Origin of the sequence: Photobacterium angustum (assembly GCF_003026365.1) — a bacterium.
GTDB lineage: Bacteria > Pseudomonadota > Gammaproteobacteria > Enterobacterales > Vibrionaceae > Photobacterium > Photobacterium angustum.
This window is the reverse complement of record NZ_PYOM01000001.1, coordinates 34,476-51,225: the sequence shown is the minus strand read 5'-3', so window position 1 is coordinate 51,225 and position 16,750 is coordinate 34,476. Positions and strand designations below refer to the sequence as shown.

Annotated in this window: 15 protein-coding genes; 14 read left to right on the top strand and 1 reads right to left on the bottom strand. The window is 42.2% G+C overall.

Annotated features, from left to right (window positions below; all coding sequences use genetic code 11):
• The first annotated feature begins 3 nt into the window (after positions 1–3).
• From miaB to CTN01_RS00240, 6 genes are all read left to right on the top strand, one after another.
• On the top strand, positions 4–1,431 hold the full coding sequence (gene miaB, locus CTN01_RS00265; RefSeq protein WP_045150257.1) for a tRNA (N6-isopentenyl adenosine(37)-C2)-methylthiotransferase MiaB: 1,428 nt from the start codon (positions 4–6) through the stop codon (positions 1,429–1,431).
• 107 nt (positions 1,432–1,538) lie between these two features.
• Positions 1,539–2,636 carry a PhoH family protein gene (locus tag CTN01_RS00260; protein ID WP_045150258.1) on the top strand — a complete coding sequence of 366 codons (1,098 nt, stop codon included), beginning with the start codon at positions 1,539–1,541 and terminating at the stop codon, positions 2,634–2,636.
• The gene (gene ybeY / locus CTN01_RS00255) at positions 2,636–3,100 is read left to right on the top strand and encodes an rRNA maturation RNase YbeY (RefSeq protein WP_045084791.1); all 465 of its coding nucleotides are present in this window, start codon (positions 2,636–2,638) and stop codon (positions 3,098–3,100) included. The genes CTN01_RS00260 and ybeY overlap by 1 nt, the downstream gene beginning before the upstream one ends.
• A gap of 87 nt (positions 3,101–3,187) precedes the next feature.
• The gene (gene corC / locus CTN01_RS00250; protein WP_005363367.1) at positions 3,188–4,060 is read left to right on the top strand and encodes a CNNM family magnesium/cobalt transport protein CorC; all 873 of its coding nucleotides are present in this window, start codon (positions 3,188–3,190) and stop codon (positions 4,058–4,060) included.
• A 3-nt stretch (positions 4,061–4,063) separates the two neighbouring features.
• Positions 4,064–5,617: an apolipoprotein N-acyltransferase gene (gene lnt / locus CTN01_RS00245; protein WP_045150259.1), complete on the top strand. Its 1,554-nt coding sequence runs from the start codon at positions 4,064–4,066 to the stop codon at positions 5,615–5,617.
• A gap of 157 nt (positions 5,618–5,774) precedes the next feature.
• Positions 5,775–6,500 carry a lipid-binding SYLF domain-containing protein gene (locus tag CTN01_RS00240; RefSeq protein WP_045150261.1) on the top strand — a complete coding sequence of 242 codons (726 nt, stop codon included), beginning with the start codon at positions 5,775–5,777 and terminating at the stop codon, positions 6,498–6,500.
• Between the two features lie 89 nt (positions 6,501–6,589).
• On the opposite strand, the gene CTN01_RS00235 is transcribed toward CTN01_RS00240, so the two are convergent.
• Positions 6,590–7,072, bottom strand: coding sequence for a zinc ribbon-containing protein (locus CTN01_RS00235; protein ID WP_005363370.1), 483 nt, complete (start codon positions 7,070–7,072; stop codon positions 6,590–6,592).
• 171 nt (positions 7,073–7,243) lie between these two features.
• On the opposite strand from CTN01_RS00235, the gene leuS reads away from it, so the two are divergent.
• The 8 genes from leuS (at position 7,244) to CTN01_RS00195 (ending at position 16,640) form a co-directional block, all read left to right on the top strand.
• The gene (gene leuS, locus CTN01_RS00230; RefSeq protein ID WP_045150262.1) at positions 7,244–9,817 is read left to right on the top strand and encodes a leucine--tRNA ligase; all 2,574 of its coding nucleotides are present in this window, start codon (positions 7,244–7,246) and stop codon (positions 9,815–9,817) included.
• A 139-nt stretch (positions 9,818–9,956) separates the two neighbouring features.
• Positions 9,957–10,628: an LPS-assembly lipoprotein LptE gene (locus CTN01_RS00225; RefSeq protein ID WP_045150263.1), complete on the top strand. Its 672-nt coding sequence runs from the start codon at positions 9,957–9,959 to the stop codon at positions 10,626–10,628.
• Positions 10,625–11,650 (top strand): DNA polymerase III subunit delta, encoded by a 1,026-nt coding sequence (gene holA / locus CTN01_RS00220; RefSeq protein WP_045150264.1) that lies wholly within the window; start codon positions 10,625–10,627, stop codon positions 11,648–11,650. The genes CTN01_RS00225 and holA overlap by 4 nt, the downstream gene beginning before the upstream one ends.
• Positions 11,651–11,876: 226 nt before the next feature.
• Positions 11,877–12,194, top strand: coding sequence for a ribosome silencing factor (gene rsfS, locus CTN01_RS00215; protein ID WP_005363382.1), 318 nt, complete (start codon positions 11,877–11,879; stop codon positions 12,192–12,194).
• Between the two features lie 7 nt (positions 12,195–12,201).
• Positions 12,202–12,672, top strand: a complete 471-nt coding sequence (gene rlmH, locus CTN01_RS00210) for a 23S rRNA (pseudouridine(1915)-N(3))-methyltransferase RlmH (RefSeq protein WP_045150265.1) — start codon at positions 12,202–12,204, stop codon at positions 12,670–12,672.
• A 6-nt stretch (positions 12,673–12,678) separates the two neighbouring features.
• Positions 12,679–14,640: a penicillin-binding protein 2 gene (mrdA, locus tag CTN01_RS00205; RefSeq protein WP_045150266.1), complete on the top strand. Its 1,962-nt coding sequence runs from the start codon at positions 12,679–12,681 to the stop codon at positions 14,638–14,640.
• A complete protein-coding gene (gene mrdB / locus CTN01_RS00200; RefSeq protein ID WP_045150267.1) occupies positions 14,640–15,761 on the top strand; it encodes a peptidoglycan glycosyltransferase MrdB in 1,122 nt (373 codons plus the stop codon). Before mrdA ends, mrdB begins: the two co-directional genes overlap by 1 nt.
• Positions 15,762–16,640 carry a septal ring lytic transglycosylase RlpA family protein gene (locus tag CTN01_RS00195; protein WP_107188424.1) on the top strand — a complete coding sequence of 293 codons (879 nt, stop codon included), beginning with the start codon at positions 15,762–15,764 and terminating at the stop codon, positions 16,638–16,640. It begins immediately after the preceding gene.
• Positions 16,641–16,750 lie beyond the last annotated feature (110 nt).

Genomic DNA, 16,750 nt, shown 5'->3' with positions numbered 1-16,750 from the left:
GAGATGGCGAAGAAACTGCTGATCAAAACCTGGGGCTGCCAGATGAACGAATACGATTCATCTAAAATGGCAGATCTTCTTAATGCAGCTAATGGCTTTGAGTTAACCGATATCCCAGAAGAAGCAGATGTTGTGCTACTTAACACCTGCTCGATCCGTGAGAAGGCACAAGAGAAAGTTTTCCACCAGCTAGGGCGTTGGAAAAAATTAAAAGATAATAAGCCAGATCTTGTGATCGGTGTCGGTGGTTGTGTAGCCACACAAGAAGGTGACTCGATTCGTAAACGTGCACCGTATGTTGACGTAATCTTTGGCCCGCAAACACTGCACCGTTTGCCAGAGATGATTAAGCGTTCGCAATCAAATGAAAAAACCGTTATGGATATCTCCTTCCCTGAAGTTGAGAAATTCGATAGCTTGCCTGAGCCTCGTGCTGAAGGCGCAACAGCATTCGTATCTATTATGGAAGGCTGTTCTAAATACTGTACTTACTGCGTAGTACCTTATACTCGCGGTGAAGAAGTTAGTCGTCCACTAGATGATGTACTGTTTGAAATTGCACAACTTGCAGAACAAGGCGTTCGTGAAGTCAATCTACTTGGACAAAACGTAAATGCTTATCGTGGTCCAATGCACGATGGAGAAGTAGCAAGCTTTGCCGAGCTACTGCGTTTAGTTGCTGCCATTGATGGTATCGACCGTATTCGCTACACAACTAGTCACCCTATTGAATTTACTGATGACATCATTGATGTGTACAAAGATACACCAGAATTAGTGAACTACTTACACTTACCAGTACAAAGTGGTTCAGATCGTATTCTGACGATGATGAAACGCCCTCATACGGCAATAGAGTACAAGTCTAAGATTCGTAAGTTGCGTAAAGTTCGCCCAGATATCACAATGAGCTCAGACTTTATTGTTGCGTTCCCTGGTGAAACGGATCAAGATTTCGAAGATACCATGAAGTTAATTCGTGAAATCGACTTTGATATTAGTTACAGCTTCATCTTCTCTCCACGTCCAGGTACACCAGCAGCAGATTACCCTTGTGATTTGTCTGAAGAAGTGAAGAAAGAACGTTTGTACGCACTACAGCAGCAGTTAAACAGTCAAGCAATGCGACATGCGCGTCAAATGTTAGGTACAGAACAACGTATCCTAGTTGAAGGTCCTTCACGTAAAAACGTTATGGAACTACGTGGCCGTACTGAAAACAACCGAATCGTAAACTTTGAAGGTTCTGCTGATTTAATTGGTCAATTCGTCGATGTGAAAATTGTTGATGTATTTACCAACTCACTGCGTGGCGAATTAGTACGTACTGAAGCAGAAATGGATCTACGTGTTGCAATGTCACCATCTGAAATGATGGCAAAAACACGTAAAGAAAATGAATTGGGTGTAGGCGTATATACACCAGAGTAAACCGTTAGCTCTTGCTCTACATTGGTAGGCATGTACGTTTTACCTGAGTACGTCTCCTGCCCTGAACCTATGGCCGTCACCATGACGGCCTTAATGAGAGGCAAACCTTGAGCAAAATAATTACTGTAGAATTTCAACTTGAGCCTGCTGATAATCAACGCTTATCTAGTCTTTGTGGCCCTTTCGACGACAATATCAAACAATTAGAGCGCCGATTAGGTGTTGAAATTAATCACCGTAGCAATAACTTTAGCGTAGTTGGAAAAAACTATTCCGTAGACGCTGTGACAAATATCATCAAAGATCTCTACGTTGATACGGCGCCTGTTCGTAACGTTATTCCTGATATTGAACCAGACCAAATTCATCTTGCGATTAAAGAGTCTGGTGTATTAGAGCAAACAACTGAATCCTCAATCCCATATGGTAAAGAAATTCACATCAAAACCAAAAAAGGTGTGATTAAACCGCGTACTCCTAACCAAGCACAATATATTGCCAATATGGTGACGCATGATATTACCTTTGGTATTGGTCCAGCAGGTACAGGTAAAACTTACCTTGCAGTTGCCGCTGCTGTTGATGCATTAGAGCGTCAAGAGATCCGTCGTATTCTATTAACGCGTCCAGCAGTAGAAGCAGGAGAAAAGTTAGGTTTCCTACCTGGCGATCTAAGCCAAAAAGTCGATCCTTACTTACGTCCTCTCTATGATGCGCTATTTGAAATGTTAGGTTTCGAGCGTGTTGAAAAATTAATTGAACGAAATGTGATTGAAGTTGCCCCATTAGCATATATGCGTGGACGTACCCTTAATGATGCATTTATTATCCTAGATGAAAGCCAGAACACCACAGTGGAACAGATGAAAATGTTCCTTACTCGTATTGGTTTTAATTCTCGTGCCGTTATCACAGGTGATGTGACACAAATTGACTTACCTCGTGGTGCACGTTCAGGGCTACGTCATGCTATTGAAGTATTATCTGAAGTTGATGAGATCAGCTTTAATTTCTTCTTAGCCGATGATGTCGTTCGACATCCTGTGGTAGCACGTATTGTTCAAGCTTACGAAGTATGGGAAAGCGAAGACCAAAAACAACGTAAGCTTGCAGAACAACGCCGCCGAGCAGAGCAGGAAGCAAAAGAAGCGGCATTAGTTGCCGTCGCTACTGCGGCAAAGATAGAGTCAGAAAAGAGTAATTAATGGCTATTTACCTCGATTTACAACACGCCACTGAGAGTCTGGACGGATTACCGACAGAAGCGGAATTTCAGCAGTGGTTAAATGCAGCCGTTATCCCTTTTCAAGCTGATGCAGAAGTCACGATACGTTTAGTTGATGAACAAGAAAGCCATGCACTAAATCTCGAGTACCGTGGCAAAGATCGCCCAACAAATGTGTTATCTTTCCCATTTGAAGCGCCTCCTGGCATGGAATTGGAGCTACTTGGCGATTTAATTATTTGTCGTCAAGTTGTAGAAAAAGAAGCACTTGAACAAAACAAGCCCCTAAAAGCACACTGGGCACATATGGTTGTACATGGCAGTCTCCATCTGCTAGGTTATGATCATATTGAAGATGAAGAAGCTGAAGAAATGGAAAGCTTGGAAACAGAAATCATGCAAAACATGGGATTTGTTGACCCTTACATTTCAGAGAAGCAGTAATCATTTATATCGCGATTCATCCAAAGATGAATCGCATTTCCGTGGCATCGTCCACTTAGCTGACAAGCTATTTGCTGAAAGTAAATAATGAACGAAGATAACTCTCCAACATCTGAAGGTCCGAGTAGAAAGTCCTTCTTTGAACGTATTGGCCAACTATTTCAAGGTGATCCACAAAACCGTGAAGAATTAGTTGAAGTTTTTCGAGATTCAGAAGAAAACGATCTAATCGACCATGACACTCGCGATATGCTTGAGGGTGTAATGGAAATTTCTGAAATGCGTGTTCGTGACATCATGATCCCACGTTCGCAAATGATCACGATTGAACGTTCTCAGAAGTTAGAAGATCTGATTGATTTAATTGTTGAAGCCCAACACTCTCGTTACCCTGTAATCAGTGATGATAAAGACCACGTAGAAGGTATCTTACTTGCTAAAGATCTCCTGCGTTATCTGCTTCCTGATAGCGAGCCTTTTGATATGGATAAAGTGCTGCGTCCTGCCGTTGTAGTGCCGGAAAGTAAGCGCGTTGACCGACTATTAAAAGAGTTCCGTGAAGAGCGTTACCACATGGCTATTGTGGTTGATGAGTTTGGTGGTGTTTCAGGCGTTATCACCATTGAAGATATTCTTGAACAAATCGTTGGCGAAATTGAAGATGAATTCGATGACGAGGAAGAGCAAGATGTCCGTCAGTTAAGTAAACATACTTATGCGGTAAAAGCACTGACAACCATTGAAGATTTCAATGAACTATTCCAAACCTCATTCTGTGATGAAGAAGTCGATACTGTCGGCGGACTTGTGATGATGAACTTTGGTCACCTACCAACACGTGGTGAAGTTGTTGAAGTCAATGGTTACTCGTTTAAAGTGACTTCTGCCGATAACCGTCGTGTTATCCAGTTACAAGTAACGGTACCTGACGAAGCATTTCAACCGACTATTACTTCTTAAAGAATGACAAAAAAATCATTATTATCGTGGGTACAGCTGCTTGCAGCTGTACCTGCGGGTGCAATTGCAACACTTTCATTTGCACCTTATAACTACTGGCTTCTAGCGCCATTATCTCTCATCGCTTTTTTCTTTTTACTCCAACATAAAACAGCCAAACGTTCAGCCCTAATCGGTTTTCTTTACGGCTTAGGTATGTTTGGTACTGGCATCAGCTGGGTACACGTGAGTATAGATAACTTTGGTGGTATGCCAAAGATAGCAAGTGTTTTCTTAATGACACTGCTTATCAGCTACTTAGCTCTATACCCTGCGTTATATGGCTATCTCTACAATCGCTTTAATCGTACTCGTCCTTTCCACCAGCTACTATTAACAGGCCCTGTAATCTGGTTAATTTTAGACTGGATCCGTGGTTGGCTATTTACTGGTTTTCCATGGTTATGGATGGGTTACAGCCAAATTGATACCCCCTTGGCTGCTATTGCGCCAATCTTCGGTGTTGAAGGTATTACCCTTGCCTTAGTACTTATTTCCGGAGCCATTGTGGCTGCGATAACCTACCGTAATTGGAAACCATTACTGATCCCTATCGTCATTATTGGTTTGTCTTTATGGGCAGGAAAAGCACAATGGGTAAAACCTGATCATAAACACAGCGTATCTGTTGCTTTAATTCAAGGTGATATTCCTCAAGACCAAAAATGGCTACCGAGCCAACGCTGGCCAACCTTGATGAAATATATGGATCTCACCCGTGAAAACTGGGGATCCGACCTTATTATTTGGCCTGAAGCTGCGATCCCTGCACTCGAAGCACATATTCCTGTTTTTTTACAAGGCTTAGATGATGCAGCCCGTGCCAATAACAGCACGGTGATCACCGGTATTCTTGATCAGAAACCTGATGGCAAGTTCTTCAATAACATCTTAACTCTAGGTGTAGATGCTGATGGTCCGTATAACTACGACACAGCAACACGATACAGTAAGCATCACTTACTCCCATTTGGTGAGTTTGTGCCGTTTGGTGATTTATTGCGCCCTATTGCACCGTTGTTTAATTTGCCAATGTCATCATTTAGTCGTGGCGCGTATGTACAACCAAATATTCAAGCTCATGGTTATTCAATAGCACCGGCATTATGTTATGAAGTGGCATTTAGTGAGCAAATGCGTGAGAACATTACCAATCACACAGAAATGCTACTAACGCTTTCGAATGACGCATGGTTTGGTCACTCTATTGGTCCTTTCCAACATATGGAAATAGCCCAAATGCGCGCATTAGAGTTGGGTAAACCACTCTTACGCGCAACCAATACAGGTATTACAGCGGTCGTTGATTATAAAGGTATGATCACTAAAAAATTACCTCAGTTTGTCACTGGGGTACTAAAAGCAACGGTGATCCCAACGATAGGTATGACACCTTATACCACCATTGGTAGTTGGCCTTTATATTTCTATAGCTTTTGGGCTTTCGCGTTATCTTGGATCCTTATCCGCCGTCAACGTGGACATTTCCGTGACACAAGGCAATTAGAAACAGAATAAGATACTCAAAAAGGTGAAGCTTTAAACTTCACCTTTTTTTTCAGCTCAGGTATGTTGAGTTGAATAACAAAGTAAATATCGAAAGAACACTTAATAATGAGAACCTATGATTCGTAAGGCTTCCCTTGGTACTTACGCAACCAACAAGGATCGGATAATGAAAGCGATACATAAACTATTTGTAACCTTATGTACCTGTGCCATGATGCTGAGCTCAACGTCTGCATTAGCACAAGATAGCGATACAAAAATCGCATTAGATCATTTTTACCAATCACCGCAAACACAACCTTTCTTTAACTCAGCCTATGGCTATGCGGTTTTTCCATCTGTCGGTAAAGGTGGTTTCTGGGTTGGCGGTGCTTACGGTAAGGGCGTTGTCTTTAAAGCGAATAAAGCCACTGGATTTGCGAAACTGTTTCAAGTTTCTATTGGCTTACAATTCGGAGGACAAGCTTACAGCGAGATTCTGTTTTTCCAAGACAAACGTGCCTATGACAATTTCGTCAGCGGCAGTTTTGAGCTAGATGCCCAAGCATCAGCTGTAGCCATAGATGAAGGCGCATCTGCAAAAGCGGGAACCGCTGGTGCGGGTGCTGGCTCTAATGGTAACTATGCAACAAAAAGTTACATCAATGGCGTAGCGATTTTCACCAAAACGAAAGGCGGTGCCATGGTTGAAGCATCACTGGCTGGACAAAAATTTACGTTCGAGCCAATGACAGAAGCAACGCGTAAAGTAAAAGGTTACGATAACGATATTCCCCAAGGGCTTCAGCAACCGGCAAAACAGAAGCAGCAAAAACCTGCTGCAACGTTAACTCAACCCCAAGATGATTCTGCTGTCGTGGTTGATACTATCGAGCGCCCTGACGATTTTTAACTCCTAAGCGTCACAGCTTATTCTAAAATAAAAAAACGCAGCCTATTCGCTGCGTTTTTATTTATTACATCAACACCATATACCTAAGATTAAGGCTCTAAAGGCTGACGATTAAACTCTTCGCAACCGCACTTAATACATGGCTCAATACGAGTGACATGAGTAATTGTTTGCTGATATCCACATTTTTCACAAACTAAGTGACCAAGGCCAACCAGCTCACCTGCGCGATACACTCCTTTATGTTTAATATCATCCATCACTTCAATCCACTCCAATTGAGTTTTATCTGTGATCTCAGCAAGGTGTCGCCATACTGTTTCACTCACCAATCGGTAAAACGGACTTTCTTTGAACGGTTCAGGACTATTTTTCACTTCATCACTGAATGTTTTTAAATCACTTTTTAAATATGCTTCAATCAGTGCAAGTTCATCTTTGGTCATATCGCTGGCGGCTTTACCATACAGTTCAGTCGTCTCAATAAACTTCTTAAGCTCTTGTGGGCTATTCTTTAATGTCTCTGTTACTTTTTCTAATAGCGCTTCGTAATGTGCTTTTTGCTGAGTCATGATGTTTCTCCTTAGCCTATATTGACTAAAAGCGTGCTGAAATACCGCCAAATACAAGATTAAAGGTATCGAATTGCCTTCAGCTATTGTTGACACCTTTACCTTTGGTTATTCTATGTCGATTAATTTTAATGTGTTTATATTAAACTCACAAAATCCCGGATGTCATCGATGCAAGAACAATATCGTCCACAGGACATTGAACAGAAAGTTCAAGAACATTGGGACAACAAAAAAACATTTGTTGTTAGTGAAGACCCTAATAAAGAAAAATTCTACTGTCTGTCCATGTTCCCGTACCCTAGTGGTCGACTGCACATGGGTCACGTGCGTAACTACACTATCGGTGATGTTATCTCTCGCTACCAGCGCTTACAAGGTAAAAATGTAATGCAGCCAATTGGCTGGGATGCATTTGGTTTACCGGCTGAAAATGCGGCAGTAAAAAATAAGACAGCACCAGCACCATGGACTTACGAAAACATTGAGTACATGAAAAACCAGCTTAAGCTATTAGGCTTTGGTTATGATTGGAACCGTGAATTCGCAACGTGTACGCCAGAGTACTACCGTTGGGAACAAGAATTCTTCACTAAGCTTTACAATAAAGGCCTAGTTTACAAGAAGACTTCATCTGTTAACTGGTGTCCTAACGACCAAACTGTACTTGCTAACGAGCAGGTGGAAGATGGTTGTTGTTGGCGTTGTGATACACCTGTTGAGCAAAAAGAGATCCCACAATGGTTCATTAAGATCACTGAGTATGCGCAAGAACTACTTGACGATCTTGACAACCTTGATGGCTGGCCTGAAATGGTTAAAACCATGCAGCGCAACTGGATCGGTCGCTCTGAAGGTGTTGAGCTAACATTTAAAGTTAAAGATCAAGACGATTTAGAAGTTTATACTACTCGTCCTGATACGCTTATGGGTGTTACATTTGTCAGCATTGCTGCAGGTCACCCGCTTGCAGCAAAAGCCGCTGAAAATAACCCTGAGCTTGCCGATTTCATTCACGAATGCCGTAATAACAAAGTTGCAGAAGCTGATCTTGCAACAATGGAAAAGAAAGGCATGGATACAGGCTTAACAGCTATCCACCCACTAGATGGTCGTGAAGTACCTGTTTACGTTGCTAACTTTGTACTGATGGATTACGGCACAGGTGCAGTAATGGCAGTACCTGCACACGATCAACGTGATTTTGAATTTGCAACAAAATACAACATCGACATCATGGCGGTTATCAAACCTGAAGATGGTAGCGATGCTGACATTTCTGATGCAGCATACACAGAAAAAGGTGTACTGTTTAATTCAGGTGAATTCGATGGCCTTAACTTCCAACAAGCGTTCGATGCAATTGCAACGAAACTTGAAGCTGAAGGCAAAGGCAAAAAGACAGTTAACTTCCGTCTACGTGACTGGGGCGTTTCTCGTCAACGTTACTGGGGTGCACCTATCCCAATGGTAACGACTGAAGATGGCGAAGTTCACCCAGTTCCTGCAGATCAACTACCAGTGATCTTGCCTGAAGATGTAGTAATGGATGGCGTAACTAGCCCAATCAAAGCGGATAAAGAGTGGGCAAAAACTACCTTTAACGGCGAACCAGCACTTCGTGAAACAGATACATTCGATACTTTCATGGAATCATCTTGGTACTACGCACGTTACTGTTCACCACAAGCTGACGATATTCTAGATCCTGAAAAAGCGAACTACTGGCTACCTGTTGATCAATACATTGGTGGTATTGAACACGCATGTATGCACCTGCTGTACTCTCGCTTCTTCCACAAATTGCTACGTGATGCAGGCTACGTAACGTCTGACGAACCATTCAAGCAATTACTATGTCAAGGCATGGTATTGGCTGACGCATTCTTCTATACCACCGAGAAAGGCGGTAAAGAGTGGGTTGCGCCAACAGACGTAACTGTTGAACGCGATGGTAAAGGTCGCATCACGTCTGCTGTTGACTCTCAAGGTCACAACGTTGAACACTCAGGCATGATCAAAATGTCTAAGTCTAAAAACAACGGTATCGACCCTCAAGAAATGGTAGATAAGTACGGTGCTGATACCGTTCGTCTATTCATGATGTTTGCATCACCTGCCGACATGACACTTGAATGGCAAGAGTCTGGCGTTGAAGGTGCTAACCGTTTCCTTAAGCGTGTTTGGAAACTCGTTCGTGAACATACAGCAAAAGGCGCAGCAGAAGCTGTTGATGTATCAGCATTAACTGGCGCTCAAAAAGCACTTCGTCGTGATATTCACAAAACAATTGCAAAAGTAAGTGATGATATTGGTCGTCGCCAAACATTCAACACAGCAATAGCTGCTATCATGGAGTTGATGAATAAGCTGGCTAAAGCCTCTCAAGAATCAGTTCAAGATCGTGCAATTCTTGATGAAGCACTAAAAGCAATTGTTACTATGCTTTACCCTATCACTCCACATATCTGTTTCGAAATGTGGGCTGCACTGGGCGAAACTGACATTGATAATGCACAATGGCCACAAGCTGACGAAAAAGCATTAGTTGAAGATGAGAAACTGATCATTGTTCAAGTTAACGGTAAGCTTCGTGCTAAGTTGACAGTTGCAGCAGATGCAACCAAAGAGCAAGTTGAAGAACTTGGTCTAAACGATGAGAACGTCATTAAGTTCACTGATGGTTTAACGATCCGCAAAGTTATTTACGTACCGGGCAAACTGCTTAACATTGTTGCTAGCTAATTAGGTTATTTTTCTCTGTTAGTGCATCTAACAGAGCTAGTAACCTAAAGATCCCCGCTTCTGCGGGGATCTTTATAATAACAGTTCGATTTTATTTTGCGCCTAGCGCACCTTCTTTTACTTCAAGGAGCTGACTTTCGTGAAAAGTTTTTTCTCGGCCAACAGCCTAACTCGACTACTTATCATTACTCTTCTCGCGCTAACAACAGCTTCTTGTGGCTTCCATCTTCGCGGTAATTACATGCTTCCTGACGGTATCGCCAAACTATCATTAACCAGTTTTGACCCCTACGGTAAATTAACACGTATGGTTCGATACCAATTTAAACTCCATGGTATTAGCGAAGTTGCACCTGCGAAAAATGTACCAAATCTAAACATTAATAGTGAGTCTCAAGGTGAGCGCACTTTATCTATTTATCAAAATAACGGTAAAGCGGAATACGATTTAACCTTAACGGTTAATTACTCAGTAACTATCCCTAATCAAGGTCAGCAAACGTATACCACCAAAGTTACTCGTACGTTCCTTGATAACCCGTTAACAGCATTAGCAAAATCTGTTGAGCGAGATGAACTGGTTGACGTTATGCGTGAACAAGCCGCACAGCAAATCATGCGTAAATTAGCGCGTCTAACCGCCGTATTTAATAAGATTGAAGAAGATAAATTAGACTCTCAATTAAAAGAAATTCTTAACGAAGAAGATAAAAAAGAATCTTCAGATGAGACAGGTAAAACGATTATCACAACATTACCTGCTAAGCAGTCAAATACAGTTATTGAGCATGATAGTCATAACGCGCAATGAGAGTTTATCCTGAACAACTGACGCAGCAACTCAATAAGGGCCTGCGTCAGGCTTACCTCTTATTTGGTAATGAGCCACTACTTAAACAAGAATGTGGTGACAATATTAAGCAACTTGCTCAACAGCAAGGCTTTCTTGAGCGCCACCGTTTTACCATTGACAACCAATTAGATTGGAATCAAGTTCTCGATTGCTGCCAAGCTATGAGCTTATTCTCTGCCCAGCAAATCATTGAATTAGAATTTCCAGAAACAGGACTTAATACCAACCAAGCAAAAGCCTTGTTAGAGGTTGTTGCACACTTAAATCCTGACATTCTTTTATTACTTACTGGCCCTTATTTAAACAAGAAGCAAGAAGCGACAAAGTGGTTTAAAGCACTCGATGGCTTAGGCTTATATGTGCCATGTAATACTCCCGACGCTAAACAAATGCCGCGCTTTATTCAAGCACGCTGTCGAATGCTCGGTTTAAAGCCAGATCATGAATCGGTACAAATGCTAGCGCAATGGCATGAAGGTAATTTACTGGCCCTAGCACAAAGCTTACATAAGCTGGTTTTACTATATCCTGATGGTGAGTTAACCATTATTCGCCTACAAGAGGCATTAAGTCGTCATAACCACTATACCCCTTTCCAATTGGTTGATGCGGTATTAGCGGGGCAGGCAAAACGTAGTCAACGTGTGCTTCGCCAATTGCAAGGGGAAGGGATTGAAGCCACGATCTTATTACGTACGTTGCAAAGAGAATTAACCCAACTCTATAAGATGCAAGAGATGGGAAAAAAAGGGACACCACTTAATATCATTTTTGAGCAATTTAGAGTATGGCAAAACCGCCGTGAAATTTATGTTGGTGCACTTCATCGCTTACCGCTGTCGCGTTTGGTAAAGATCATTCGTCAATTAACTCAACTTGAAATACAAGTTAAAACTGATTATGACACCACACCATGGCCAGCCCTTAGCGCCCTGTGTGCTGAAATCTGCGGCTTAGAAACTCACTTACAACACACATAATTCTATCTAAATACGGTCTTCAGTCATTGTTGACCGTTTTTTTTATGAAACTGACCTTAAGCGGTCGAAAAATCACCGTCTGAACCATGTCCTTTTATCGCTGTCAGATAAGAGCGTGGTATACTTCCGATCTTATTACGGTCGCAACCTTTTTACCTATCCTATCCAGTAGTAAAATAGATCATAACGACTAAACATTTATTAAACGCTTATTGAGGGAATCCCTTTGCAAGTTCAAGAACTACACGATTTCATTGTTGATAAAATTGACGACATTAAAGCACAAGACATCGTAACAATTGATGTTCGTGGTAAATCAAGCATCACAGACGTAATGGTTATCTGTACTGGTACTTCAAACCGTCACGTGAGCTCTATTGCCGATCACGTAAACAAAGAATCAAAGTTAATTGACTTCCCTCCATTTGGTATTAGTGGCGAAGAAGAAGGTCAATGGGTGATTGTTGATATGGGTAACGTAATGCTACATATCATGCAAGAAGATGCTCGCCAAGTATACCAACTGGAGAAGCTTTGGAGCTAAGTGAGTCATGAAGCTTCAATTAATTGCTGTTGGCACAAAGATGCCTAAGTGGGTTGAAGAAGGCTATAAAGAATATAGCCGTCGTTTCCCTAAAGATATGCCTCTGGAATTGATTGAGATCCCAGCGGGTAAGCGCGGAAAAAATGCGGACATTGCTCGTATCCTTCAAAAGGAAGGTGAAGCGATGTTAGCTGCCGTTGCTAAGGGTAACCGAATTGTTACTCTAGATATTCCTGGCAAACGCTGGGATACCGAGCAACTAGCAAGTCAGCTAGAAGTTTGGAAACTTGATGGTCGCGACGTCTCTATTTTAATTGGCGGACCAGAAGGCCTTTCACCAGCTTGTAAAGCAGCGGCAGAGCAAAGCTGGTCACTATCACCATTAACACTTCCGCACCCGTTAGTGCGTGTCGTTATGGCAGAAAGTTTATACCGTGCATGGAGCATCACGGCTAACCATCCGTACCACAGGGAATAACCATCGATGAGACAAAAGCGAACCCAGATCCGCGACCATCGCGCTGAGTCGGCGCTGTTTTTCCGCCGAGCTCTTGTCTCATTTATTGGAATTATCATTCTGGTCAGTGTCTTATTGTTCAATCTATTTAATATTCAGGTTGAACAACACCAAGACTATAAGACCCGCTCTAATGACAATCGAATCAAAATTGTTCCTGTCGCACCTAATCGCGGTCTTATTTATGACCGCAATGGTGTGCTTCTGGCTGAAAATCGACCGATCTATAACCTGGAAGTCACTATTGAAAAAGTACCAGACATGGAACAAACCTATGCGGATTTAAAATCAGTATTAGGTCTAAGCGGTGAAGATATTGAGCAATTTAAAAAAGAGCGTCGCCGTACTCGCCGTTTTAAATCTGTGCCAATCCTTGAGGGATTGAACGAGCAGCAAGTTGCTTTGTTTGCAGTCAACCAACATAAATTCCCAGGTGTTGAAGTTAAAGCCTATTTAAAACGTTACTATCCATATGGTGATTCGCTCACACATGTCTTGGGTTATGTCGCGAAAATAAACGATCGTGACCTTAAAAAACTCGATAAAGCGGAAAAACTCAGCAACTACAAAGCAACTCGTGATATCGGTAAATTGGGTATCGAGCGTTACTACGAAGATCTATTACATGGAACTTCAGGCTATCAAGAAGTCGAAGTTAACAGCCGTGGACGTATTATTCGTACCCTTAAGTACGTGCCCCCTATTCCAGGCAAAGATATTTCGTTAAATATTGATATTCAGCTTCAGCTTTATGTACAAGATCTACTAACTGAACGTAAGATCGATCCTGAAACAGGTGAAGAGGTCATTAAACACAAGCGTGGCTCTGTCGTGGTGTTAGATCCAAAAGACGATGCTATTCTCGCCATGGTTTCTAGCCCAAGTTACGATCCCAATTTATTTGTTCGTGGTATTTCCAGTAAAAAATATCGCGAATTATTAAATAACCCTGATCGCCCATTAGTTAACCGTGTCACGCTTGGTATTTATCCACCAGCATCGACGGTAAAACCGTTAATTGCAATCGCTGCATTAACTGAAGGTGTGATCACGCCAAAAACCACCCGTAATGATCCCGGTTGGTGGCAGATCCCTAACACGACTAGCCGTAAATTCCGTGATTGGCTACGTTGGGGACATGGGCGCGTCAACATTTATAAAGCCATTGAAGAGTCAGTAGATACTTACTTTTACCAAATCGCCTACGATATGGGTATCGATAGGCTGTCTACGTGGATGAATAAATTTGGCTATGGCGTTTATACCGGCATCGACATTCACGAAGAAAGTAAAGCCAACATGCCAACACGTGAATGGAAACAAGCACGCCATAAACGTCCTTGGTATCAAGGTGACACCATTCCTGTCGGAATTGGACAAGGCTATTGGACAGCCACACCACTACAGATAGCAAAAGCGACGTCTGTACTGGTTAATAATGGTGTTGTTCATCGCCCTCATCTTCTAAAAGATGTTATTGACGAAGAAACAGTTAAACCTGCTGAATTTAAAGATTTCCCGCCGATAACAGGCGTGACACCTGAAACATGGGAAATTGCTCGTGAGGGTATGCATCGCGTACTTTATGGTAATCGTGGTACAGCACGTAAAGCATTTTATGATACGCCATATGAAGCTGGCGGAAAGTCAGGTTCAGCACAGGTATTCGGTTTGGCTGAAAACCAAAAATATAATGCTGATGAACTCGAAGAGCGTCTACGTGACCATGCTTTATTTACTGCATTTGCGCCATTTGAAAAACCTGAAGTAGTCGTTGCTATGGTATTAGAAAATGCCGGTGGTGGCTCGAGTAATGGTGGGCCAATTGCACGTCAAATTTTTGATCACATGTTAATTAAACCAACCGCTGACAGCGCTCTTAAATCAAAGCCTGAACTCACTGCAACACAACCAACAGAGGTACAATAATGAGTATTATGGCGGCAACCGGTACCAAGCGAACATTAACTGATCGCTTACATATCGATATGCCACTATTACTAGGGATCCTTACCTTAATGGGATTTGCCCTTATCATCATGTGGAGCGCAAGCGGACAAAACATTGCTATGATGGAACGCCAGGCAATGCGCATGCTGATGTCACTAGGGATCATGGTTTTACTCGCACAAATTGCCCCACGCCATTACGAAGCATGGGCACCTTACTTATTTGGTATTGGCTTACTGCTGTTATTTAGTGTATTGGCTTTTGGTGAAGTCTCTAAAGGTGCTCAACGTTGGCTAAATTTAGGTTTTGTTCGCTTTCAGCCATCAGAACTATTAAAACTCGCTGTACCTTTGATGGTGGCAAGATTCATTGGTAATCGCCCCTTACCGCCGTCGATGCGTAATATCTTTGTTGCCTTAGTATTAATCTTCACACCAACTATCTTAATTGCTAAACAACCCGACCTTGGAACCTCAATTTTGGTTGCTGCATCAGGTATCTTTGTTCTGTTTCTGTCAGGAATGAGCTGGAGACTGATTATCGGGGCGTTAGTATTACTCGGTGCGTTTATTCCTGTGTTATGGTTCTTCCTTATGCACGACTACCAGCGAACGCGAGTGTTGACTTTGTTTAATCCAGAGTCTGATCCGCTCGGTGCGGGATATCATATTATCCAATCAAAAATCGCGATTGGCTCTGGAGGCATAAGCGGTAAGGGTTGGCTCCATGGAACTCAATCGCAACTTGAATTTGTTCCAGAGCGGCATACCGACTTCATTTTTGCTGTTATTGCAGAGGAATGGGGATTAAGCGGTGTCATTGGTTTACTAACAATGTACCTGTTCATATTAGGACGAGGTTTATGGTTAGCCAGCCAAGCGCAAACTGCATTTGGACGTATGATGGCTGGCAGTATTGTATTAAGTTTCTTTGTTTATGTTTTTGTAAATATCGGCATGGTAAGTGGCATTCTGCCTGTGGTAGGTGTTCCACTTCCTTTGGTGAGCTATGGCGGCACATCCATGATGACCCTACTAGCTGGCTTCGGTATTTTGATGTCTATCCACACTCACAGAAAAATGTTGTCTAAGGCGACCTAAATGCGTTCACTTTTTTTATTGTTCTTTGTTCTACTTGCAGGATGTAGCTCCGCGCCAGATAAACCTCAACAGGCAGAGACAAAAGCAGATCAAGCCACACCCGGCTTACTGTTTAAACCTAATACTCCAACCAATGATGATCCCAACGCGGGCCGTTATTCATTAAAAGATGACCGTGCACCAAAGGTTGTACCTGATTTTAGTAAAGTGCCGCCAGTGGTACCGCATTATGAACCTTATAGTCGTGGTGGTAATAAAGACTACACATTACGTGGTAAACGCTACCATATAATAAAAAACACCAAAGGTTACACAGAGACAGGCTACGCTTCTTGGTACGGTGAAAAGTTCCACGGACACAAAACCTCTAATGGTGAAACATACAATATGTTTGCTATGACAGCGGCACATAAAACCTTACCGCTTCCGAGTTTTGTACGCGTAACCAATACCCTTAATGGTAAATCGACCATCGTTCGAGTGAACGACCGTGGTCCATTCCATGATGGTCGTATCATCGATTTAAGCATGGCAGCTGCCGCAAAAATTGGGGTCATTAGTCTTGGCACAGCCCCAGTTAAGATAGAAGTGATAAATATACCTAAGCCGACAAATAAAAGTACGATGAAGAACTCTCCTATTCCTCATCACTATTTTGTCCAATTAGCTGCGGTAAATAGCTTAGCAAAAGCCGAAGAGATGAAAAAAGAACTAAAGCGTAGCTTCAATACGGATATTGATATCGAAAAAATTGATAGTCGCGCTGTATATCGTGTCCGCTTAGGCCCTTATATGGATCACCGAGATGCTGAAATACAACTTAGCAAAGTAAAATCTCATAGCTATCCAAAAGCATTTATTACCACTGTTAATAGATAATGGGAACCTAATCGACATTTAGGACTCATAACATCGGCTTGTATGTTTACTCGTTTAACGTAATGAACATGCAAGCTTTATTTTGTTCACAACAATGAGGCAATCACCAA

Coding starts and splice junctions, on each gene's coding strand:
- mrdA (WP_045150266.1), top strand. CDS start 12,679: ATGAGACAAAAGCGAACCCAGATCCGCGACCATCGCGCTGAGTCGGCG.
- CTN01_RS00235 (WP_005363370.1), bottom strand. CDS start 7,072: ATGACTCAGCAAAAAGCACATTACGAAGCGCTATTAGAAAAAGTAACA.
- mrdB (WP_045150267.1), top strand. CDS start 14,640: ATGAGTATTATGGCGGCAACCGGTACCAAGCGAACATTAACTGATCGC.
- rlmH (WP_045150265.1), top strand. CDS start 12,202: ATGAAGCTTCAATTAATTGCTGTTGGCACAAAGATGCCTAAGTGGGTT.
- lnt (WP_045150259.1), top strand. CDS start 4,064: ATGACAAAAAAATCATTATTATCGTGGGTACAGCTGCTTGCAGCTGTA.
- miaB (WP_045150257.1), top strand. CDS start 4: ATGGCGAAGAAACTGCTGATCAAAACCTGGGGCTGCCAGATGAACGAA.
- ybeY (WP_045084791.1), top strand. CDS start 2,636: ATGGCTATTTACCTCGATTTACAACACGCCACTGAGAGTCTGGACGGA.
- holA (WP_045150264.1), top strand. CDS start 10,625: ATGAGAGTTTATCCTGAACAACTGACGCAGCAACTCAATAAGGGCCTG.
- CTN01_RS00195 (WP_107188424.1), top strand. CDS start 15,762: ATGCGTTCACTTTTTTTATTGTTCTTTGTTCTACTTGCAGGATGTAGC.
- corC (WP_005363367.1), top strand. CDS start 3,188: ATGAACGAAGATAACTCTCCAACATCTGAAGGTCCGAGTAGAAAGTCC.
- CTN01_RS00240 (WP_045150261.1), top strand. CDS start 5,775: ATGAAAGCGATACATAAACTATTTGTAACCTTATGTACCTGTGCCATG.
- leuS (WP_045150262.1), top strand. CDS start 7,244: ATGCAAGAACAATATCGTCCACAGGACATTGAACAGAAAGTTCAAGAA.